Below are 22,263 nucleotides of genomic sequence, written 5' to 3'. Positions count from 1 at the left end.
GGCCAATATGAAGATTAAATTAGCATCTGCGGTTTTGGCCGTATCCGTTCTTTTCAGCAGTTGGTTGTATTGGGGAAGTGACCTAAAAGTGGAGCAGCTCCTCACAGCAAACGAATGGCAGTCGACCATGGTGACAGTCATTACAGACAGCTTGCCTGACGATACTGTCGGCCCACTACGCCGAGTTAATGTTGAATCAAACGTGAAATATCTCCCTAATGGTGACTATATTCGCGTAGCAAATATAAAACTATTTGCTCAAGGTTCAACCGCAGAATCAACGATAAATATCTCGGAAAAAGGCCGCTGGGAAGTAAGTGACAACTATTTGTTGGTCTCGCCTTCGGAGTTTAAAGATATTTCATCTTCTCAATCAAAAGACTTTTCCGAAGCACAGCTACGTTTGATTACTCAAATTTTTAAGCTAGATGCGGAGCAAAGTCGTCGTATTGACGTCGTGAACGAAAAAACACTCTTGCTCACTAGCTTGAACCACGGTTCTTCGGTACTGTTTAAAAACTAATTTTGATTGGATGATAAGGGGGCAGACGCCCCCTTTGTTTTGCTTATGGATTGGCTAGATACCACTACTCTCTTTTTCGGTTCACTAATCGCCAACACGCTGGCTTCACTTTCCGGTGGCGGAGCAGGCTTGCTTCAATTCCCTTTACTCATCTTTCTCGGCTTACCGTTCTCCGTTGCGCTAGGCACACATAAGGTGGCTTCGGTCGCTTTAGGCTTAGGCGCAGCAAGCACGCATTTAATATCAGGCACTATTAAATGGAAAATCGCGCTCTACCTTATCTTGTCCGGTAGTATTGGCGTGATTTTAGGGGCTAACTTAATTGTACAGATCCCTGATGGTATCGCGGAAAAGATGCTCGGTACGATGATCCTAGCGCTAGGTATCTACTCGCGATTTAAGACATCGCTAGGCCAAGCTGAAGTAATACGTAACCGTCATCCTATCGGTTGGGTTATTGGTGGAATTGGCTTACTGTTTATCGGCATCATTAACGGATCTCTTACCGCAGGTTCTGGTTTGCTCGTGACACTATTTTTGGTGCGCTGGTTTGGTTACGACTACAAACAAGCCGTTGCTTACACCATGATTTGTGTCGGCCTGTTTTGGAATGGCATTGGAGGCATTGCCGTCGTACAGGCAGGGGCGCCTATTCACTGGGCTTGGTTACCTGTTTTATTGTTAAGCTCTTTTCTAGGCGGCAGTTTAGGCGCATGGGCCGCGACTCGATACAGTAACAGAGTGATTAAAGTTGCATTCGAAATTCTCACGTTTGCCGTGGGCATCAAGTTGCTGGTTTAAAAAGATTAAAAGGAAAGTTTCATGGATAAAGCAATCATTGATATTTATTACTGCCGCCAGTGCAACTGGATGTTGCGTTCAACTTGGCTATCGCAAGAATTACTGCATACTTTTAGCGAAGAAATAGAAACAATCAGCTTACACCTGGACACAGGTGGTCGCTTCGAAATTTTCTGTAATGGCCAGCAAATTTGGGAACGGAAAAAAGACAGCGGCTTTCCTGAAGCCAAGGTGCTAAAACAGCGCGTAAGAGACATTATCGACCCAGAACGCGATTTAGGACATTCAGACACAAAATAGGGAGCAATTCGCTCCCTATTTTTTACTTAGTAAAACCGTTAAATCATGGTTTGTGCTAATACTTCGCCTTCTGGCGTTTTTACCGTTAGCTTATTGCCTTCTAGAGTACCAAAGCTTCTCGGTAAGCCATTACGTGGGAATGTCATCGAGCCTGGGTTGAATATAATGGCTCCATCTTGCATCTCTGCGACGGGAACATGTGTATGACCGTGGGCGATGATATCACCTTCACGCAGTGGCGGCCGTTTTTCAGAGTTGTACAAGTGACCATGAGTCAAAAAGATTCTCTTGCCAGATTCAAGTAGCACCCATGAGTAATCCATCATCATTGGAAACTTCAATAGCATTTGGTCTACTTCACTATCACAGTTGCCACGTACAGAAATAATTTGATCACTGTATTGGTTCAATAAGTCTACTACCTGTGGAGGGTTGTAGCCTTCCGGAATAGGGTTTCGCGGCCCATGGTTTAGCGTATCTCCTAGCAAAATCAGGTGGTGCGCACCAGAAGCCAAAAATAGATCAATGGTTTCTTTAGTTGCTGGCAAAGAGCCATGCAGGTCTGAGGCAAAAAATAGTTTCACGACATCGTCTCCTCAAAAAGTATGAGGTCATTCTACGGCATTTTTTTAGCAGCTCAACCTACGACGGTTTGAATACTACTGATAGCGCAATGATTCAATGACCATAGGCAAAACATAGAACCATGCTGCATACGCTGTTCCAACCAACACCAGTATCCAAAACACCATCGACATAAATTTTGATTTGGCTAGATGGTGCAGCGGATCGGGCTCTCCGCATCCTGGACATGCATGAGCGCGTTTTGAGATTTGTTTCTCACACACGGGGCAAGAGACTAAAGGCATGATACAGATTCCTCGACATTAGGCTTAGGGCGCAAAGAATAATGGTGAATTAACACATATGCAACCTAACATATATTAAATATTTTAGTTCTTTGTAACAGTCGCTGACTTGAGAAAAAATTCGTTGATTTTTCATTTATATCAACCTATTACACTTCTTCTCGCACCATACCATTGATGACAATATTGTTATAACTCACCATCCCAATGACCTCGCCACTTTCAATGACCGGCGCTCTGCTTATGCCAAATCGCTCAAACAAACGGGCACAATATTTTACGTTCATATCTGGTTCGACACACAAAGCGGGCTTGGTCATGATTTCATAAATATTTGTGCGCTGAGGAGAACGATTATTCGCCAGCACCTTTTTGGCGATATCATTCATCAACACGATGCCATATTCATCATTATCATCTCGCTTTTTCACCACCAGCGCTTTGACTTGGTATTTTTTCGCTAGCGTTATGCCTTCGTATACGGTCATCAGTCCATCAACCATTACATACGTTGCCGCCATAACATCTCGAACTCTAATTATCGTTTGATCACTCATAATTCATCCTCGACTACTTTGGTCAATGTCTCGACTTGATGCGCGACACCGACTGCATCTTCAATATCGATCTGAATAGCAATCCCCTGTCCCGACTCTCTGTCAAATTCACCAACCTCATTAATGGTTTCTAATATGTGTCGAGAGAGATGTTCCTCGACCACAAACAGCAGCACATCTTTTTGCACTTCTAGCGTTAAACCAAAAAACGTTCGCTTTTGATTTAAACCTTGCCCGCGAGCATTGTTAATCACTGTTGCACCGGTCGCACCAGCATCGCGTGCAGCGTCCAACACCTTGTCTGTTTTGCTGTCTTCAACAAACGCAAGTATCAATTTAAAGCGCATTTTCTTCTTCCTCCGAGACGTTTTTATTCAGCCACTGGGTTATTTGCGCATAGCCCATCACAGAGATCATAGGAAATAGACTGGCAAACGCGATCAAGCCAAAGCCATCAATCATTGGGTTTCTTCCAGGGACGGTCGAAGCAAGCCCTAACCCTAATGCAGTTACAAGTGGGACAGTGACGGTAGAAGTTGTTACGCCTCCAGAATCGTAGGCGAGTGGAACAATAAGCTTAGGAGCGTAAAACGTTTGAATCACAACGACGATGTAACCCGCGATGATGTAATAATGAATGGGATCGCCCACGACAATCCGGTAACTCCCTAATGCAATACCAATTGCCACCCCAAACGCAACGGCTACGCGCAAGCCGTTAATACTGATACTGCCTCCAGAGACTTGGTTTGCTTTTATCGCTACAGCGATTAAAGAAGGCTCTGCAATCGTGGTACTAAAGCCTATAAAAAAGGCGAAGGTGTAAACCCAATAGTAGTCGACCCACATTAAGGCTTTCCCTACAGATACTTTGAACTCTTGTAAAAACTCCGGCTCCGTTAATTGCACAGCCATCGTCTCCCCAAGTGGAAACAACGCCATTTCTAATCCAAGTAAAAAAAGAGCTAGCCCGAGAATCACATAAACGAACCCAAGCAAAACTTTCTTAAGGTTGCTAACAGGACGCCTTAACACCGCTAACTGAAAACCAAAAATAATGCTGGCGATGGGAACGACGTCTCGAACGGTCGATAATAAAGTGTCTAGGAAATGATCAATTGAAATCATGTTACGACCATTCCGTAAACCATCACAAACATCATCGGTAACAGCGAGGCAAAAGCGATTAAACCAAAGCCATCCACCATAGGGTTGCGCCCTTTAATAGAAGACGCTAAACCGACGCCCAGTGCAGTGACCAAAGGTACTGTTATGGTGGACGTTGTTACACCTCCTGAATCGTAAGCGACGCCAATAATGGCTTCAGGTGCAAACCACGTCAGTATTACAACGCCTACATAGCCACCAATTATCATGTAATGAATCGGCCACCCTTTTAAGATACGCAAAACGCCGATAACGATGGCTATCCCCACAGAGAGAGCTACTGTTACTCGAAGTCCTTCTCCGTAATCCTGCATGGACTGCTCTGAGTTAGCGATCATTCCGCCCTCTGCCGCAACTTCTGAGGCTTCTTCCGCTACCGCGGTCAATGCAGGTTCAGCTATCGTGGTGCCAAACCCCAAACAAAACGCAAAGACTAATAACCAAAACACGCTGCCTTTTTTTGCAAAGGCTTGAGCCATACTCTCTCCGATAGGAAAAAGACCAAGTTCTAGGCCAAAGATAAAAAAGGTTAATCCTAAAACGACAAGCAACAAGCCAAAAAGAATGGAGACCAGGTTGGGCAGCGGCTCTTGCAAAACGACTAATTGGAAAAAAGTGATAACAATGATGATGGGTAATAAGTCACGAGCACTATTGAGGAGCGCTCGAAAAAGCGCAACAAATGCTTCCATGCCTATCCTCCTTGATTGTGCAAACTGATTACGCTCGTTCCAATGAGCGATAACTTCTAGTTTGGCATAGATTTCACTCTTCTACCGTGAATGCACTAGCGCCATCTATAACATTTAGTTACATATTTTCTAATATGTGAAGTTAATAGCCTCTCTGCCAGCTTGTCACTATCCCAGAAATAATGGTGTTGAGATGATCAAGCTAAGCACAAAACGACTATAATGTTCTAATACGTGTACATTCAAAGAGATAACATGAAGATATTACTCACAGGTGGCACTGGGTTTATTGGCTCGGAGTTGCTCAAGCTGCTATCAACTCACCAGGTTATGCTACTTACACGCTCTCCAGAGCGAGCAAAACAACGCCTACAGCATGCTGATCTGGGTAATATCGAATACCTTGACTCGCTCGAGTCGTTCGCCGATCTCAACCACGTTGATGCCGTCATTAATCTTGCAGGTGAGCCTATTGCGGATAAAAGGTGGACCAGCGAGCAAAAAGAAAAAGTCTGCAAAAGTCGTTGGAAAATTACCGAGCAAATTGTTGAGCTGATCCACGCAAGTACCGAACCTCCCTCTGTTTTTATTAGTGGCTCGGCAGTTGGCTACTATGGTGATCAACAAGACCATCCGTTTGATGAGTGCTTACATGTTAATAGCGACGACTTTCCTCACGAGGTTTGTGCAAAGTGGGAGCAAATAGCCAAGCGCGCAGAGTCGGAACAAACACGGGTTTGTCTACTGAGAACTGGCGTGGTACTCGGCCTCAATGGTGGTGCGTTGGCAAAGATGCTATTACCTTACAAGCTTGGCGTAGGCGGCCCACTTGGGAACGGTAATCAGTACATGCCTTGGATTCACATCCTAGATATGGTCCGCGCCATCATGTACTTGCTTGAAACACCACATGCCCACGGTGCATTCAATATGTGCGCCCCCCATCCTGTGACTAATCGTATATTCAGCGGTACACTAGCTAAAACGCTCAAACGTCCGCATATCTTGTTCACGCCTAAATGGGCGATTGAACTCCTAATGGGAGAATCTTCCTGCTTATTGTTCGATAGCATGAGAGCCAAACCCAAAAAACTCACCGAACTGGGCTTTAAATTTAGCTACTCCAGAATAGAGCCAGCACTCAAGCACTTGCTTCATGACCGGAGCTGATGAATGATGGCTCTAATCAATGTTTCTGAGTCCTAAATTAAATTATGAAAGAGTCGATTCTTATTACGGGTTGTTCAACCGGCATCGGTTACGTGTGCGCTCACGCCCTACAAAACAAGGGATTTAATGTCATTGCATCTTGTAGGAAAGAACAAGATGTCCAGCGCCTAATTAATGAAGGGCTAACCTGCATCAATCTAGACCTAAATAGCCCAGAAAGCATTTCTTCGGGCGTGAAGCAAGCGCTAGAGTTAGCAGAAGGTAAGCTTTACGCAGTGTTCAATAATGGTGCCTATGGTCAGCCCGGAGCACTGGAAGACTTACCCACCGAGGCTCTTCAAGATCAATTTCAGACCAACTTTTTTGGTTGGCACCAGTTGGTCAGAGAGGTGCTTCCTCATATGCGCCAGCAAGGCGAAGGACGCATCATACAAAACAGCTCTGTTCTTGGTTTTGCCGCAATGAAATACCGTGGTGCCTATAATGCATCAAAATTTGCCTTAGAAGGCTGGACAGATACGCTCAGGCTAGAGCTTGCGGATACGAATATCAAAGTGGCATTGATAGAACCAGGACCGATCGAAACTCAATTTAGAAACAATGCATTACGAGCCTTTGAGAAGTGGGTTGATATTGAATCTAGCCCCCATCGTCATGCTTATGAAGGACAAAGAGAGCGACTCAACAACGACAAGTCTAATAATCGATTTGTTTTACCTGCAGAGTCTTGCATCGCACCAGTTCTTCATGCATTAACTAGCGTTTCACCGAAAATTCGTTATCGAATTACTACACCGACTAAATTATTCGCAGTCTTGAAAAGACTATTACCAACCCGTGCACTTGATAAAATTTTGCGACAGGCTGCATAAAAAAGTTTTGTCGAAATGTAATTTCATCGTAACAATGTGATGTCATTATGAACATGCAGGTTAAAAAAACCTCAACTAAACGAATCAATTTCTACGCAATTCAGCGGGGATTCTTTCGCCCAAAGTGATTGAGTTGCTTAGATTTGGTATCGCCACCCATTACGTTTTGTAGCAATGTTTATACTACTGCGAGGCAACAATGACATTAAATCAGCTTAACTGGCTTAGTGTGGGTGTAGTGTTGACCATGTTCATCCTATTTTGATACCGCACTAACAAATAGCATTAGAATTGCGCTGCTTCGGCAGCGTTTTCTTTTTATCTAACACCTGAGCAGCAATAACCTCACTCTATTACCTCACGTTTTCTCAAAATAGAATGATTCATTATTGATGGTGAATGTCGCTTGAATTTCACCTAAATCAACTCCATATCTAATATCAACGACAAGACACAACGCAAGGATACTCTGATGCAATCCCCATTTATCGTTGAGATAACAGAACAGAACTTTCGCGAAACGCTTGAAGGATCAATGAACACGCCCGTTTTGATCCACTTTTGGGCCAACGCTCAGCCAGAAAGCGCACAGATACTCCCTGAGTTGCAATCTCTTGCTCAACAGTACAACGGTGCATTTACGCTTGCTCTACTAAATTGTGAAGATCAGCCCGCTTTAGCGTCTCAATTTGGCGTGCAAGTATTGCCAACTATCGCGCTGTTTATAAATGGTCAAGCCGTCGATGGTCTGGGAGGCCCCCAGCCAATTGATGCCATTGCCACCATGCTACAAAAGCATTTGCCAAGCCCAGATGAACAACTATTAAAACAAGTCAGTGAACTTCTTCAGCAAGGTGAGCATGCTCAGGCTTTGAGCATCATCCACACTTTGCCGGCAGAGCTGCAAGAGCGTGGTGATGTGAAACTCGCGATGGCTGATTGTTTGCTAGAAACCAAACAATTTGATATTGCCCAAGAACTACTGAACGCTATCCCTCTCGAGTATCAAGATAACTACTACAAGAGCCTAATAGCCAAGCTCGAGCTGCATTTGCAGGCTGCAGATAGCCCTGAGTTACAGCGACTAGAACAAGCATACGCAGCAGACATGGCAAACTTCGAACTCGCTTGTGAATTGGCGGTACAATACAACCAAGTTGGTCGGGATGAAGAAGCGTTGGAACTGCTGTGGAATATTCTTAAAAAAGACTTGGGCGCCCAAGACGGTGAAGTGAAGAAGACTTTTATGGATATTCTCAGTGCGCTAGGTCAAGGTAACGCATTAGCAAGCAAATATCGTCGCCAGCTTTACTCAATTTTGTACTAAGCGCCGCATTCTTCTAGGAATAAGACAACAAAGGCCGGTGTTTCCGGCCTTTGTCATATAAAAAACCAATAACCTCTCAAAGGTCTCAGAACTTCAATTGTCTATTGTCTATAAATAGGTAAAAATGGATCGAACATTATGCACTTAAGGGAATAACTCATGCCAATTGATTCACTGATCACCATCGGTATTTTCGTCGTTCTTGCTGTCGTTATCTTATCTTCAGCCATTAAAACGGTTCCGCAAGGAAACAACTGGACAGTTGAACGCTTCGGACGCTACACCCACACATTAAAGCCGGGTTTAAACTTGATCATTCCATTCGTTGATAAAGTTGGTCAAAAAGTAAATATGATGGAGCGCGTTCTCGATATTCCTGCGCAAGAGGTCATTTCAAAAGATAACGCTAACGTGGTTATTGACGCTGTCGGATTTGTTCAAGTGATCGATGCTGCAAAAGCGGCTTATGAAGTCAACGATTTAGAACACGCTATTAGAAACTTGACCCTTACCAACATTCGTACCGTTTTAGGTTCAATGGAACTGGACGAAATGCTGAGCCAACGCGACATGATCAACTCTAAGCTGTTGGCGATTGTTGACCAAGCAACAAACCCTTGGGGCGTAAAAGTCACACGAATTGAGATTAAAGATGTCCAGCCACCAGCCGATCTGACCGCTGCAATGAATGCGCAAATGAAAGCCGAGCGTAATAAGCGTGCGGAAATTCTTGAAGCAGAAGGGGTTCGCCAAGCTGAGATATTAAAGGCCGAAGGTCATAAACAATCAGAGATATTAAAAGCTGAAGGCGAAAAGCAGTCTGCTATTCTCCATGCAGAAGCACGTGAGCGTGCCGCGCAAGCAGAAGCAAAAGCGACTTACATGGTTTCCGAAGCCATTGCAAAAGGTGACATGCAAGCCGTCAATTACTTCATTGCACAGGGTTATACCGAAGCGATCAAGAGCATTGGTCAAGCCGAAAATGGTAAAATCATTATGCTTCCATTAGAAGCAACCGGACTAATGGGCTCGGTTGCAGGGATAGCAGAGATGTTTAAACAACAAGATAAAGAATAATTTATGGACTTTTTTAGTTTGTTGGAAGGTATCTCTTTCTGGCATTGGCTAGCGTTTGGCTTTGCTCTTTTAGCAGTTGAGCTACTTGGTACCGCTGGGTATTTTCTCTGGCTCGGGATGTCTGCACTTATCGTTGGAGCAATCATGACCGTTTTGCCAATGAGCTGGCAATTGCAATGGCTTTGCTTTGCAAGCTTCAGCTTAATCACCACCTGGCTTTGGTGGCGACGACAATGGTCTAAAGACAAGCAAGAAGACCAAGAAAGAGATCTGAACCAAAAGTACAAGCAGTTAATTGGGCGTACTCTTATCCTTGAAGAAGACTTTTCCGTCGGACTCAATCGCATCAAGGTAGCCGATACCACATGGTCCGCACAATCGGATCAAGCACTTCCAGCCGGTACCCGCGTAAGAATCACCGATGTTGAAGGTATTATTTTAATCATTGAGCCTGATTCTAATTAATTTATGCCAAAGTAATGGGGCAAATCATGCTCCATTACTTTAATCTAAACAACTGCTTTCATTTCATTACCTTAATTAAAATCGAGAAAAAAATAAGTATTAGTAATATTATTAATACCCTACCTCACATTTCCTATTATTTAATTATTCAACACACGACAATCAATAAGATAGAAATATATCTAGGTAAATTATCGATCTAAATTTATTTTAAAAAATAAAACTTTATTGAATTATTTTTTGATCTTTTTATCCTCGGATACATACTTAACGCATAAGCATTTAAGTTGAGTGCTTTTTATTTGGTAAGTAAGAGGATGTACTATGAATAAGCTTCTCTTTTTAATGTTGTGCGGTATTCTTTCTTTTTCTTCCTTTGCCTACAACAACGGAAACGGCGGTACAACTAATTTGGGACCTATAGTCGAATGTAAGATGCCAAGTGGCGACGTTACGAATATTCCAAGTGAAATGTGTCGATTTAGAGGTGGTGAATGGGAATAGTAAAGAAGTAAGAGCTTAGTTTGATATAAGAGCCCTATTCAACCTTGCCTTTCTGCGTAGTCACGGTTTATATCAGTACGTAGATATTTAAAGTTTATATTAAGGTGATTATTATGAGATTTTTATCTGGTCTATTAGTAATATCTTTTGCCATAATTCCGTTAACCACTCATGCTAATGGTGCATCCGGTGGTCGTACGTTAGGCCCAGAGATAAAGTGTGAGTTGCCAAACGGTAATGTACATATGTTGCCACCGTTATATTGCAAAATATACGACGGCCGAGAAGTGAAATAGAAAAGGAGCCTAGCGGCTCCTTTTATTATTTCATTAAGTATTAGTGGAAGCTGTAAGGGATAAGAACTTGTAGACGTAAGTCTGTTTCATCCGCATCGCCAGCACCTGCGTACTCATCACGTTCTAGGATTGTACCGTGTAAACGAATGGTAGAACCTTTAAGCGCGCCACTTTGTAGTGAGTAAGATACTGTTGCGTTAACTGCGTATTCGCTTTCGTAATCCCAGTCACCTGATGCTCCGCTTGCTGCAGAGTCAGCGCCAGTACCGTAACCAAAGCCTAGGTAGTAGTTCCAGCCGTTACCTTGGTTGTAAGATAGACGGTTGTACCATGCTAGCTCACCCGCTTTGTTCCAGTCAGACAGCGCGTCCCACCACTGAGACCAAGTACCATTGTTCATACCATATGTATGAATAGTACGAGGAACGAAGTCCGCACGGTTATCTGTGTCTGTGTAGCGCAACTCAGACATCCAAGCTAGCTTGCCGAAAGATTGATTCAAAGATAGACCAGTGTGGAAACCTAGACCATCGTATTTCACATCATCGTCAACACCGTAGAAATCAAATGCTAGAGTTGTACGGTCACTAACAGTGTACTTCAAGTAAGCCTTGTAAGAAGTGTTGTCAGTTTCGTTGTGGTAGCTAGTTACTTGACCTGCACCCCAGTCAACACCATTTGCATATTGAACGCCAGTAGCTTGACCCAAACCAAGTTGCATAAACAAGCTGTCAGTTAGGTTACCGTTTAGGCCTAGAGAGTGTAGGTAGCTCCATGAAGTGTCAGACCAAAGCGCTGGTGCGTAATCATCTTCGTGAAGCAGCCAAGGTGCTGTAAATTGGTCTGCGCCAAAGTAGCTTAGGTTGAAATCACCAAGTTTAGCGTTCAGTTCGAAACCACGGTAAGTACCAGGTACAAAGCTCCAAACGTTACCGATTGTACCGTTACCACCAGCCTGTAACATACCGAAACGAGCATTAAAGTTTTCGTTTGCTTTGAATTTCAGCGCTGCTTTGTAAACTTTAAGCTGCTGACCATCACCTGCACCCCAGTCTAGGTTGTTACAAGTTGAGATTTCGTTACATAGGTAGCCTTCGTTTGAATTGTAAAGACTATCGTTGTAAAGATCGCCAGAGTAGTAAGCCGCAACATCTGCGCCCACCCAACCATCGTGGTAGCCAGAAGTGAAGTCTAAAATTGCGTTGTAAGAAGAGTAGTTTAGACGACTCCAACGGTCACCATTTTCACCGCCGGGCTTACCTGTTGTACGAGTTCGTGAACGAGTATCAACTATGAATAATGCATTCAGACTTGAGTCTTGCATAAATTCGTTCACTTTCTCTACGTACTCGCCACCTGCTGCACTTTCAGTAGACGCTGTAGCTGGAGCGACAGCAACAACACCAAACATTGCTGCGGTTAACGCTGAAACCTTAAAAAATTTGTCCATGGAAAAACTCCTAAAAATGGATATAGCTGTATTTTTCTATCTCACCTTTAGTTGGCCGCCGAAGGAGAGAAGTAAATTCCTGATCAAACCTCATTATTTCTAATTTGGCTTTTTTAGTTCCTGCATACACACCGTGTATCCACGTGATTAAGACTAACTTCGCAGCTAAAAACATCCAAATGGAACTTATTTTTTTTCTAAAAAAATATGAGCCACTCCAAAGTTCCATATAACTTATTGATCCAGATCTTATTTTTAACAACATCAACACAAAACAATAAATTATCTTTTAAAATCAAACACTTAAATTGAACTTAAAAGTATCAACTTGAAGTCACTCGCAGACTAAAAAAGCCAAAAAAACCAATAACCCAAGGTTCGATCTTGATCACTGAAAAGAACAAAGGCATCAATTACTCAATAAAAAAACACTTAATTATGAACAATAAAAAGCCCCGCATGCTTACCATACGGGGCTTTTAGTTATTTTTTAGCTTTTTTGAGAAGACTTAATTCATCAGTTCGAGTAAGTCTTGTTCTGTTTTAATTTCGATACCCAGTTCTTGTGCCTTTGCGAGCTTCGAGCCTGCATTTTCACCAGCAAACAAAATATCGGTTTTCTTAGAAACACTACCCGTCACTTTAGCCCCCAGTGCTTGGAGGGCTTCTTTGGCTTCTGTACGCCCCAGTTGAGAAAGTGTTCCCGTTAATACTACTGTTTTACCTTCTAATGGTAATTCCCCCACCTGCTCAGTAGTATTAATCTCTGGCCAATGAATTCCTTGTTCAAGCAAATCTTTAACCACCGCTTGGTTCTGTTCTTCACTAAAGAAAGTCGTAATATGTTGAGCAACCACAGCACCGATGTCTTGCACTTCAATCAACTGCTCTTCAGTAGCATTTTGGATCGCTCCCAACGTTTTAAAGTGCATTGCTAAGTTTGCTGCGGTTGCCTCGCCAACTTCACGGATCCCCAGTGAATACAAAAACCGAGGTAAAGTTGTTTCTTTGGATTTTTCTAACGCATTTACAATATTCTGCGCAGACTTTGGCCCCATGCGATCTAGTACGGTTAAAATCCCCGCTGATAACTTAAATAAGTCAGCAGGAGTTTTCACCATCTCACGATCAACAAGCTGCTCGATCACTTTATCGCCTAAACCGTCAACGTCTAACGCTTTACGAGAAACAAAGTGTTTTAGCGCTTGTTTGCGTTGGGCTTGGCAAACTAAGCCCCCCATACAACGTGTTACCGCTTCTCCTTCGATCCGCTCAACATGCGAACCACAAACAGGACACTGAGTTGGGAAAACAATATCTCGAGCTGTTTCTGGTCGACGCTCTTTGATGACAGATACGACTTGCGGAATAACATCGCCAGCACGGCGGATCACAACGTGATCACCAATCTTGACTTGCAGACGTTCTATCTCATCTGCGTTATGAAGCGTCGCATTACTTACCGTTACCCCGCCAACAAATACAGGCTCTAGTTTAGCAACAGGTGTAATCGCACCAGTGCGACCGACTTGGAACTCCACTTCATTCAGTGTCGTCATTTCTTCCTGTGCTGGGAATTTGTAGGCAATCGCCCAACGTGGAGCGCGAGCAACAAACCCCAGACGCTCTTGCACGGCAATATCGTCAATTTTAATGACGACACCATCGATCTCATAAGGAAGGGCATCACGACGCTGCAATATATCTTGGTAGTAAGCTTTTACATCCGCCAAGCTTTCAACTCGCTTGGTCTCCGGGCACATTGGTAATCCCCAAGATTTGATTTGCAAAAAGCGTTCGTAGTGGCTTGCCGCCAATTCAGCGCCTTGCACCACGCCTACACTGTATGCATAGAAGCTAAGCGGACGAGAAGCCGTAATGCGTGAATCCAATTGTCGTAAGCTACCTGCCGCAGCATTACGTGGATTAACAAAGATTTTCTCGCCTTTCTTCCTTGCTAATTCATTGAGCTTTTCAAACCCAGCTTTCGGCATAAAGACTTCACCACGAACTTCAAGACGATTTGGCCAGTCATTACCCCTGAGTTTTAAAGGAATGGCTTTAATCGTACGTACATTTTCTGTGATGTTCTCGCCAGTAGTGCCATCACCTCGTGTTGCCGCCTGAACTAACACACCGTTCTCATACAGTAAACTAACTGCGAGTCCATCCAGTTTCGGCTCACAACAGTATTCTTTCACACTCTGACTGCCCACCCGCTCTTGTGCTCGCTTATGGAAACTATCAAGTTCGCTGTCATCAAACGCATTATCAAGCGAAAGCATCGGTACTTCATGTGTCACTTGGCTAAACGCAGAGAGAGGTTGTCCACCGACACGTTGACTTGGTGAATCTACGGTAATTAAATCAGGGTTCTCAGCTTCAATATCCAGGAGCTCTCGCATTAAGCGGTCGTACTCGGCATCAGGGATCTCTGGGTTATCTTCCACGTAGTAACGCACAGCGTGGTAATGCAACGACTCTTTTAGTTCTTCTAATCGCTGAAGTACTGATTCAGACATAGTAAAGCCCCGTGTTTTTTCAATCGGTGAGGTTGGGAAATCCAAGAAAAAGGGCTCCATCCGGAGCCCTATTATTATTTGCTGTTAAGATTATGCGTTAGCGGCATTAAACTCAACTATTTGACGTCGATAAGATGCTAAACGATCTGGCGTCATTAAGTTGCGCTGGTCATCAAGTACGTTACCACCTAAGTCATCAGCAATTTGCTGCGCAGTTCGGAGCATTAAGTTGAAGTTCTGTTCAGCCTCGCCATAACAAGGCAATGTCATGAAGAATGAAATACCCTTCGTTGTAAACTCAGCAGGATCAGCATGCTCAAACGTACCAGGGTGCATCATATTAGCGACGCTAAACAGCACTTTGCCGTTACCGGACAAGTCAACATGACGATGGAAAATATCCATCTCGCCATAAATTAGACCGTTTTGTTGCATACTTTCAAATAAAGCAGTACCAACAAATGGCTCTTCACCAGCACAGTGCACATTCAATACAATCACTTGCATTTCAGGTTCTGGCTTTGGCTCTTCCTTAGGCTCTGCAACGACAGGCTCACTAACCGTTTCGACTTGCTGTTCTTTCTCCGTAATATCAAACGCGGCGGGAATAACTTCTTCTTCCACAGCAGGCTGGAATGGCTCTTCAGCTACTGTTGCTTGAACAACAGGCTCAACGTCCTCTTCTTTATCTTTTTCTGCAACAAATGAAGGGATGTCATCCGGCTCCTGCTGCGTCTGTTTGACTTCAGATGGACCACCGAATAACGGGTCAGATTCAAACTTGTTGTCGAAAGAACTCGCCATCCCAAAATCTGGTTCTTTGCGATCTTTGCGAATGATCTCAAAGTCATCTTCAGGAGCGGGAGCGAAGTCTCGTTCTTTCTCAACAAGATCATTTTTGTCTTCTTGGTCAACATCCAGCTTACCAAGTGGCTTGTTACCAAACTTTGCTTTGCCTTCTTTTTTACTGCTCCATAAACCATGAAACAGTAATGCCGCGATGGCTAATGCGCCAACAACAATGAGTACGAATCGCAATTCCTGCATTATTTACTCTCAATATACTTGTTTTTACTACTCGCAGTTCCTTGAGCAGCAACCCAAGTGCAATAAATCTGAATGATACGTTTACTTTACCAAAACTATATGTAGATTTAGAACAACTTAATGCAAGAAGTTCCGTTTTTTGTTGTGATTCTTGCCACGATTCCACTTAACAAGACGTCATTTGTCAGGGCTTTGAAAGAAAAGTCCTCACAGGTACAATGAGTTTTCATTTACACGAAGCCAAAATAGACATGAAGAAAAACAATCAGCAGAGAACCGGGTTCGGTTATTTTCTATACGGGATACAATTGGCACTAGCCCCTAAAATCAGGCGCTTTGTCATCTTACCTCTACTTGCAAATATCTTGCTTGTAGGTGGTGCCATCTTCTATCTATTTTCAAACCTTAATATATGGATAGAAGGCTGGATTGGGCAGCTGCCTGAGTTTTTATCCTGGTTAACTTACATTCTTTGGCCTTTACTCGCTCTAACGATACTCGCTACCTTCTCCTATTTTTTCAGCACGCTCGCGAACTTTATCGCCGCGCCATTCAATGGCCTCTTGGCTGAAAAAGTGGAAGAGTACTTAACGGGACAAAAAGTAAATGATGATGGTTTCACTGCCGTCCTGAAAGATGTTCCTCGCGTTTTAGCTCGTGAGTGGAGAAAGCTCCTTTACATTTTACCTAAAGCAATAGGCCTATTCCTGTTATTGCTCATCCCTGCCCTTGGACAAACAGTAGGCCCATTTTTATGGTTTATCTTTACCGCCTGGATGCTCGCGATTCAATATTGTGACTACCCGTTTGATAACCATAAAATCCCATTTAACGACATGCGTTACAAATTGAAACAAAAGCAAGGTAAGGCCTATGGCTTTGGGGTATTGGTGTCTGTATTTACGACGATCCCAATTTTGAACCTCATTGTCATGCCTGTAGCAATATGTGGTGCAACCGCTATGTGGGTCGCGGAGTTTAAGCACCAACGATAGTCGATTAGAGATTAAGGAAAGGGATCAGCGCCAGCTTTTCCCTTTTCTTTTATCAAGTTCTGGGCCAACCTAATAAGATATAACTTTTTAATCCTTTTCCCTTTTTTTCATACCGCATATTCTTCTATCCATATTCACACAACGTGTAATGAAGGAACATCACTATGAGCAAAATCTACGAAGATAACTCTCTTACTATTGGTAATACACCTCTCGTTCGTCTAAACAAAGTAAGTAAAGGCAAAGTTCTCGCGAAAATTGAAGCGCGTAACCCTAGCTTCAGTGTTAAGTGCCGTATCGGTGCAAACATGATTTGGGAAGCAGAGAAAGCGGGCCTTCTTAAGCCAGGTGTAGAGCTTGTAGAACCTACCAGTGGTAACACAGGTGTTGCTCTAGCATTCGTAGCGGCTGCTCGCGGTTACAAGCTAACATTGACCATGCCTGAATCAATGAGCCTAGAACGCCGTAAGCTACTAAAAGCACTAGGCGCGAACCTTGAGCTGACTGAAGCGGCGAAAGGCATGAAAGGGGCGATTGCTAAAGCAGAAGAAATCGTAGCAAGCAACCCTGAGAAGTACCTACTTCTTCAACAATTTGACAACCCAGCGAACCCAGAAATCCACGAAAAGACTACGGGCCCTGAGATTTGGGAAGCGACAGACGGTGAAATCGACGTATTCGTTGCTGGTGTTGGTACGGGCGGTACTATCACAGGTACAAGCCGTTACATCAAAGGTGAAAAAGGCAAAGCCATCACTTCTGTTGCAGTTGAGCCAGCAGAGTCTCCGGTTATTGCACAAGCACTTGCTGGCGAAGAAATCCAACCTGCCCCACACAAAATTCAAGGTATCGGTGCTGGTTTCATCCCTGGTAACCTCGATTTAGACATTATTGACCGTGTTGAGCAAGTTACCTCAGAAGAAGCGATTGAGATGGCTCGTCGCCTAATGGAAGAGGAAGGTATCCTAGCTGGTATCTCATCTGGCGCAGCGGTTGTTGCAGCGAACCGACTTGCAGAACTACCTGAATTTGAAGGAAAAACAATTGTAACTGTCCTACCAAGTTCCGGTGAGCGTTACCTAAGTACAGCACTCTTTGCAGGTATCTTTACCGAAAAAGAGAACCAACAATAATATGTGTTCAAATCAATTTTTAGTTTAAAAAAGCCCCGTTTAGGGGCTTTTTTGTTGATCCCTGCCCTACCTTTGGTAATATCAGGGTGTTTTATTTCTAGCTTCAAAATAAAGAAGCAGAACACAAAAAGGTTTCAAAGTGATTACGCACGCAAACAGTTGCGTAGTTACCAAACTTTTGACTAGTATCAGAACTGACGCGCTTTGAACTCTTCCCGTGCTAGCGCACAAGATGTAAAGCAGTTAAGCTAAAATCTGGTCACAAACTAACAAAAAAATACATTTATTGGGGTATATCACATGTACGAGAAGCAAGTAGAAATCACAGCAGAAAACGGCCTTCACACTCGTCCAGCTGCACAGTTTGTTAAAGAAGCAAAAGCATTCGACGCAGACATCACTGTGACTTCTAACGGTAAAAGCGCTAGCGCTAAGAGCCTGTTCAAACTACAAACACTAGGCCTAGTAAAAGGTACTCAAGTTACTATTTCTGCTGAAGGCCCACAAGCTCAGCAAGCAGTTGACCACCTAGTTGCTCTAATGGACCAACTACACTAATCCGGTCTCCTACTCCAGAAGCCATTTTGTGAAAGCAAAATGGCTTCGTTGGAAATAGGCTCAAAACTAAGCTAAAACTATTCGTTAGCGCACCCATTATTCTCCCGTTTTATAAAGTTGACCAAACTTAAGGTAAGGCTATGATTTCAGGCATCCTAGCATCTCCTGGTATTGCAATCGGTAAAGCACTACTACTTCAAGAAGATGAAATTGTCCTAAACACAAACACTATTTCTGACGATCAAGTAGAAGCTGAAGTTCAGCGTTTCTTTGACGCTCGTAACAAATCTGCAGCTCAGCTAGAAACTATCAAGCAAAAAGCGCTTGAAACGTTTGGCGAAGAAAAAGAAGCGATCTTTGAAGGTCACATCATGCTTCTTGAAGACGAAGAGCTAGAAGAGGAAATCCTAGCACTTATCAAAAACGACAAGATGACTGCTGATCACGCTATCCACTCAGTGATCGAAGAGCAAGCATGTGCTCTTGAGTCTCTAGACGACGAATACTTAAAAGAGCGTGCAACTGACATCCGCGATATCGGTTCTCGTTTTGTTAAGAACGCACTAGGCATCAACATTGTTTCGCTTAGCGATATCAACGAAGAAGTAATTCTTGTTGCTTACGACCTAACGCCATCTGAAACTGCACAAATCAACCTAGACTACGTGCTTGGTTTTGCTTGTGATATCGGCGGTCGTACATCTCACACTTCAATCATGGCTCGCTCACTTGAGCTTCCAGCTATCGTTGGTACTAACGACATCACGAAGAAAGTTAAGAATGGCGACATGCTGATTCTTGACGCAATGAACAACAAGATTGTTGTTAACCCATCAGAAGCTGAGCTAGAAGAAGCGAAAGCGGTTAAAGCAGCATTCCTAGCTGAAAAAGAAGAGCTAGCGAAACTGAAAGACCTACACGCAGAAACGACTGACGGTCACCGTGTAGAAGTTTGCGGTAACATCGGTACAGTGAAAGACTGTGACGGTATCCTTCGTAACGGCGGTGAAGGTGTTGGTCTGTACCGTACTGAATTCCTATTTATGGACCGTACTGCGCTACCAACTGAAGAAGAACAGTACCAAGCGTACAAAGAAGTTGCGGAAGCAATGAACGGTCAAGCTGTGATCATCCGTACTATGGATATCGGCGGCGATAAAGATCTCCCATACATGGATCTTCCAAAAGAGATGAACCCATTCCTAGGTTGGCGTGCTGTACGTATCAGTCTAGATCGTCGTGAAATCCTTCGTGATCAGCTACGTGGCATCCTACGTGCTTCTGCACACGGCAAACTGCGTATCATGTTCCCAATGATCATCTCTGTCGAAGAAATCCGTGAGCTTAAGAAAGCGATCGAAGAGTACAAAGAAGAGCTACGCGCTGAAGGCCACGCGTTCGACGAAAACATCGAAATCGGTGTTATGGTTGAAACTCCTGCTGCTGCTGCGATCGCACACCACTTAGCGAAGGAAGTGTCTTTCTTCTCTATCGGTACAAACGACCTAACTCAGTACACGCTAGCGGTTGACCGTGGTAACGAGATGATTTCTCACCTATACAACCCACTATCACCAGCTGTACTTACAGTGATCAAGCAAGTTATCGACGCTTCTCACGCAGAAGGTAAATGGACTGGTATGTGTGGTGAACTTGCAGGTGACGAGCGTGCAACACTTCTACTTCTAGGTATGGGTCTGGACGAGTTCTCAATGAGCGGCATTTCAATCCCTAAAGTGAAGAAAGTTGTTCGTAACTCTAACTTCGCAGAAGTGAAAGCAATGGCTGAAGAAGCCCTTTCTCTACCGACAGCAGAAGAAATCGAAGCCGTGGTAGAAAAGTTTATTGCTGAGAAAGCTCAGTAATCGGTAGTACCAAGTAATTCAATACTTAATGGCCATTAGACGGCGAAAAAAGTCGTCTAATGAGCTATATTGGTATACTATAATTCGACAGAATAAAACCAAACCTTAGGAGCATGACACAATGGGTCTGTTTGACAAACTTAAGAAGCTTGTATCTGATGACAGCGCTGACGCTGGTGCTATCGAAATCATCGCGCCACTTTCTGGTGAGATTGTAAACATCGAAGACGTGCCAGATGTTGTTTTCGCTGAGAAAATCGTTGGTGACGGTATTGCTATCAAGCCAGCAGGCAACAAAATGGTAGCTCCTGTAAACGGTACTATCGGTAAGATCTTCGAAACTAATCACGCGTTCTCTATCGAGTCTGACGACGGTGTTGAGCTTTTCGTTCACTTCGGTATCGACACAGTTGAACTAAAAGGCGAAGGCTTCACGCGTATCGCTGAAGAAGGTCAAACTGTTAAAGCTGGCGACACTGTAATTGAATTCGATCTAGCTCTTCTAGAAGAGAAAGCGAAGTCAACGCTAACTCCAGTTGTTATCTCTAACATGGACGAAATCAAAGAGCTAAACAAGCTTTCTGGTTCTGTAACTGTTGGTGAAACTCCAGTTCTACGTGTAACTAAGTAATTTTTACTTAATCGAACACGAAAAAACGCTGCCATTGGCAGCGTTTTTTATTACCTGAAATTTTGTTTCTGATCGACTTACATCAATGAAATCCGCTCAGCTAAGTAATCCAAGTGCCGAACTCTGCCTTTGCTTCGCTTGAGCGAGTAATGCAGTTGTCGCATCTTGGAGCACTTGAGAACGCACCATTTCCGTAGATTCTCTTGCGAAGTCTGTATCTCTTATTCGACTCTTGGATTCTGTAACACTCCGATTCACAGTATTTAAGTTATCCATCGAGCCGTTTACACGGTTCTGAAAGCTGCCAATTTCACTCCGGTGCGAATCAACATACTTAATTGCTGCATCAATCACCCCAATTGAAAGCTGCGCCTTACCTGCCGTCGACATATCGATGTCATCCATTGTGACTAATTGACCAGCGCTCACATCAAGCTCATCCGCTAAACTCCCTTCGAGAACCACACCCTCTGGCGCCTTCATCGTAGAAGCGAAGAATTGCAGTTCGTTGTTTTCCGTTACTGAAGCATTCACTATCGATTGTTGAGCATTGATGTAAGTGGCGACCTGTTCTATGCGGTCACCCAATTTGAGTCCAATGGATTCCGTTTGGGTTTGCCCTTTACTGTCTTGGTATTCGACTTTTAGGGTTTGGTTATCTTTAGTGACTCGCCAATCTTTATCGACCGCATCACCAACATAATGCTGCCCTCCCATCTCTGGGATATGGCTACGCATGTTACGTAACGTCAAAGAGATTGAATTAGCGTTCGCGCCAATATGGAAACTTTGTGAACCGTAAGATCCATCAAACAGGTTTTTATCCGCAAATGTTGTCGTGATCGCGACACGATCAAGCTCATCTTGCAGCGCTACGACCTCATATTGAATACTTTGCCGATCACTTGAGTCATAACTGCCGTTTGCTGCTTGAAGCCCCAGAGAGCGTAAGCGTTGCAATATGTCACTGCTTTCGTGCAATGCTCCCTCCGCTGTTTGAGCAACAGAAAAAGCGTCGTGCGCATTTCTTAAGGCGACATCAAGCCCTCTCGTTTGTACATGGAGAGTATTCGATATCTGTAAACCTGCCGCATCATCGCTCGCCGAGTTGATTCGAAACCCCGAAGTTAGGTTGCGTTGTGACTCAACATTTTGCGCAGCTGCTTGACTCAGGTGTCTCTGCGCCACCATCGCAGAAACATTGGAATTTAAAGAGATCATCTAATCGATATGAATGCCTTATCGAACATACTGTCAGGACACATCTGAATCGTTATAGCCAATAAGCAAAAAGCCAGGGATGAGCCTGGCTTTGGTTTCTTGCTTTGTTAAATTGATTAACCTAGCAGACTTAGCGCTGAGTTAGGCGCTTGTTTCGCTTGCGCAAGGATTGAGCTTGACGCTTGCGATAGAATTTGTGATTTGGTCATTGCCGTCGTTTC

26 protein-coding genes are annotated in these 22,263 nt (G+C 43.8%); 15 read left to right on the top strand and 11 right to left on the bottom strand.

Features of this window, described 5'->3' with window-relative positions; translation table 11 throughout:
* The first annotated feature begins 7 nt into the window (after window positions 1-7).
* Genes toxS through R7E38_RS15310 form a run of 3 tightly spaced genes read left to right on the top strand, consistent with a single transcriptional unit; the run spans window position 8 to window position 1,624 of the window.
* Window positions 8-523: a transmembrane regulator ToxS gene (toxS, locus tag R7E38_RS15320; protein ID WP_005382091.1), complete on the top strand. Its 516-nt coding sequence runs from the start codon at window positions 8-10 to the stop codon at window positions 521-523.
* 45 nt (window positions 524-568) lie between these two features.
* Window positions 569-1,324, top strand: coding sequence for a sulfite exporter TauE/SafE family protein (locus R7E38_RS15315; RefSeq protein WP_054728937.1), 756 nt, complete (start codon window positions 569-571; stop codon window positions 1,322-1,324).
* A gap of 21 nt (window positions 1,325-1,345) precedes the next feature.
* Window positions 1,346-1,624 carry a SelT/SelW/SelH family protein gene (locus R7E38_RS15310; protein ID WP_226083835.1) on the top strand — a complete coding sequence of 93 codons (279 nt, stop codon included), beginning with the start codon at window positions 1,346-1,348 and terminating at the stop codon, window positions 1,622-1,624.
* 38 nt (window positions 1,625-1,662) lie between these two features.
* Here the strand turns inward: R7E38_RS15310 and yfcE are convergent, their stop codons facing one another.
* The 6 genes from yfcE to R7E38_RS15280 form a co-directional block, all read right to left on the bottom strand.
* Complete coding sequence (gene yfcE / locus R7E38_RS15305; RefSeq protein ID WP_054728933.1) at window positions 1,663-2,208, bottom strand: phosphodiesterase; 546 nt, start codon at window positions 2,206-2,208, stop codon at window positions 1,663-1,665.
* A gap of 75 nt (window positions 2,209-2,283) precedes the next feature.
* Window positions 2,284-2,493 carry a hypothetical protein gene (locus tag R7E38_RS15300; RefSeq protein ID WP_005382086.1) on the bottom strand — a complete coding sequence of 70 codons (210 nt, stop codon included), beginning with the start codon at window positions 2,491-2,493 and terminating at the stop codon, window positions 2,284-2,286.
* A gap of 149 nt (window positions 2,494-2,642) precedes the next feature.
* Window positions 2,643-3,050 (bottom strand): CBS domain-containing protein, encoded by a 408-nt coding sequence (locus R7E38_RS15295; RefSeq protein WP_005382085.1) that lies wholly within the window; start codon window positions 3,048-3,050, stop codon window positions 2,643-2,645.
* Window positions 3,047-3,397, bottom strand: a complete 351-nt coding sequence (locus R7E38_RS15290; protein ID WP_005382084.1) for a P-II family nitrogen regulator — start codon at window positions 3,395-3,397, stop codon at window positions 3,047-3,049. Before R7E38_RS15290 ends, R7E38_RS15295 begins: the two co-directional genes overlap by 4 nt.
* A complete protein-coding gene (locus tag R7E38_RS15285; protein ID WP_064353703.1) occupies window positions 3,387-4,178 on the bottom strand; it encodes a DUF1538 domain-containing protein in 792 nt (263 codons plus the stop codon). Before R7E38_RS15285 ends, R7E38_RS15290 begins: the two co-directional genes overlap by 11 nt.
* Window positions 4,175-4,909 (bottom strand): DUF1538 domain-containing protein, encoded by a 735-nt coding sequence (locus tag R7E38_RS15280; RefSeq protein WP_005382077.1) that lies wholly within the window; start codon window positions 4,907-4,909, stop codon window positions 4,175-4,177. The genes R7E38_RS15285 and R7E38_RS15280 overlap by 4 nt, the downstream gene beginning before the upstream one ends.
* 255 nt (window positions 4,910-5,164) lie before the next feature.
* Here R7E38_RS15280 and R7E38_RS15275 point away from each other — a divergent pair, with 255 nt between their 5' ends.
* The 7 genes from R7E38_RS15275 to R7E38_RS15245 all read left to right on the top strand — a co-directional run bounded on the left by R7E38_RS15275 (window position 5,165) and on the right by R7E38_RS15245 (window position 10,620).
* Window positions 5,165-6,079: a TIGR01777 family oxidoreductase gene (locus R7E38_RS15275; protein ID WP_226083834.1), complete on the top strand. Its 915-nt coding sequence runs from the start codon at window positions 5,165-5,167 to the stop codon at window positions 6,077-6,079.
* 44 nt (window positions 6,080-6,123) lie between these two features.
* A complete protein-coding gene (locus R7E38_RS15270; RefSeq protein WP_226083833.1) occupies window positions 6,124-6,951 on the top strand; it encodes an SDR family oxidoreductase in 828 nt (275 codons plus the stop codon).
* Between the two features lie 472 nt (window positions 6,952-7,423).
* On the top strand, window positions 7,424-8,278 hold the full coding sequence (locus R7E38_RS15265; protein ID WP_064376312.1) for a co-chaperone YbbN: 855 nt from the start codon (window positions 7,424-7,426) through the stop codon (window positions 8,276-8,278).
* Between the two features lie 159 nt (window positions 8,279-8,437).
* Window positions 8,438-9,355 carry an SPFH domain-containing protein gene (locus R7E38_RS15260; RefSeq protein ID WP_005382060.1) on the top strand — a complete coding sequence of 306 codons (918 nt, stop codon included), beginning with the start codon at window positions 8,438-8,440 and terminating at the stop codon, window positions 9,353-9,355.
* A gap of 3 nt (window positions 9,356-9,358) precedes the next feature.
* Entirely contained in the window at window positions 9,359-9,820 is a 462-nt protein-coding gene (locus tag R7E38_RS15255; RefSeq protein ID WP_005382058.1) for an NfeD family protein, read from the top strand.
* Between the two features lie 324 nt (window positions 9,821-10,144).
* Window positions 10,145-10,324, top strand: a complete 180-nt coding sequence (locus R7E38_RS15250; protein ID WP_213905430.1) for a hypothetical protein — start codon at window positions 10,145-10,147, stop codon at window positions 10,322-10,324.
* A gap of 113 nt (window positions 10,325-10,437) precedes the next feature.
* Window positions 10,438-10,620: a hypothetical protein gene (locus R7E38_RS15245; RefSeq protein ID WP_021707681.1), complete on the top strand. Its 183-nt coding sequence runs from the start codon at window positions 10,438-10,440 to the stop codon at window positions 10,618-10,620.
* 40 nt (window positions 10,621-10,660) lie between these two features.
* Here R7E38_RS15245 and R7E38_RS15240 read toward each other — a convergent pair whose 3' ends face one another.
* From R7E38_RS15240 to zipA, 3 genes are all read right to left on the bottom strand, one after another.
* Window positions 10,661-12,070 carry a hypothetical protein gene (locus R7E38_RS15240; RefSeq protein WP_005382055.1) on the bottom strand — a complete coding sequence of 470 codons (1,410 nt, stop codon included), beginning with the start codon at window positions 12,068-12,070 and terminating at the stop codon, window positions 10,661-10,663.
* A gap of 509 nt (window positions 12,071-12,579) precedes the next feature.
* A complete protein-coding gene (ligA, locus tag R7E38_RS15235; protein ID WP_017819968.1) occupies window positions 12,580-14,592 on the bottom strand; it encodes an NAD-dependent DNA ligase LigA in 2,013 nt (670 codons plus the stop codon).
* A 90-nt stretch (window positions 14,593-14,682) separates the two neighbouring features.
* Complete coding sequence (zipA, locus tag R7E38_RS15230) at window positions 14,683-15,639, bottom strand: cell division protein ZipA (RefSeq protein ID WP_017819969.1); 957 nt, start codon at window positions 15,637-15,639, stop codon at window positions 14,683-14,685.
* Between the two features lie 251 nt (window positions 15,640-15,890).
* On the opposite strand from zipA, the gene cysZ reads away from it, so the two are divergent.
* From cysZ to crr, 5 genes are all read left to right on the top strand, one after another.
* Window positions 15,891-16,634: a sulfate transporter CysZ gene (gene cysZ / locus R7E38_RS15225; protein ID WP_025767003.1), complete on the top strand. Its 744-nt coding sequence runs from the start codon at window positions 15,891-15,893 to the stop codon at window positions 16,632-16,634.
* 164 nt (window positions 16,635-16,798) lie between these two features.
* The gene (cysK, locus tag R7E38_RS15220) at window positions 16,799-17,767 is read left to right on the top strand and encodes a cysteine synthase A (RefSeq protein ID WP_005382045.1); all 969 of its coding nucleotides are present in this window, start codon (window positions 16,799-16,801) and stop codon (window positions 17,765-17,767) included.
* Between the two features lie 300 nt (window positions 17,768-18,067).
* Window positions 18,068-18,325: an HPr family phosphocarrier protein gene (locus R7E38_RS15215; RefSeq protein ID WP_005382043.1), complete on the top strand. Its 258-nt coding sequence runs from the start codon at window positions 18,068-18,070 to the stop codon at window positions 18,323-18,325.
* Window positions 18,326-18,465: 140 nt separating this feature from the next.
* Complete coding sequence (gene ptsI / locus R7E38_RS15210; RefSeq protein WP_005389298.1) at window positions 18,466-20,190, top strand: phosphoenolpyruvate-protein phosphotransferase PtsI; 1,725 nt, start codon at window positions 18,466-18,468, stop codon at window positions 20,188-20,190.
* A gap of 121 nt (window positions 20,191-20,311) precedes the next feature.
* Window positions 20,312-20,821, top strand: a complete 510-nt coding sequence (crr, locus tag R7E38_RS15205; protein WP_005382041.1) for a PTS glucose transporter subunit IIA — start codon at window positions 20,312-20,314, stop codon at window positions 20,819-20,821.
* A gap of 96 nt (window positions 20,822-20,917) precedes the next feature.
* Here crr and R7E38_RS15200 read toward each other — a convergent pair whose 3' ends face one another.
* Together R7E38_RS15200 and R7E38_RS15195 are read right to left on the bottom strand one after the other, a co-directional pair.
* Window positions 20,918-22,042, bottom strand: a complete 1,125-nt coding sequence (locus R7E38_RS15200; protein WP_017819971.1) for a flagellin — start codon at window positions 22,040-22,042, stop codon at window positions 20,918-20,920.
* Between the two features lie 116 nt (window positions 22,043-22,158).
* Window positions 22,159-22,263: flagellin (locus tag R7E38_RS15195; RefSeq protein ID WP_254661342.1), on the bottom strand; the 105-nt coding region annotated here is incomplete at its 5' end.

The organism is Vibrio sp. Vb2131 (genome assembly GCF_033338535.1).
Lineage (GTDB): Bacteria > Pseudomonadota > Gammaproteobacteria > Enterobacterales > Vibrionaceae > Vibrio > Vibrio alginolyticus.
Note: the sequence above shows the minus strand (reverse complement) of the source record. Positions and strands in the feature narration are given on the sequence as shown.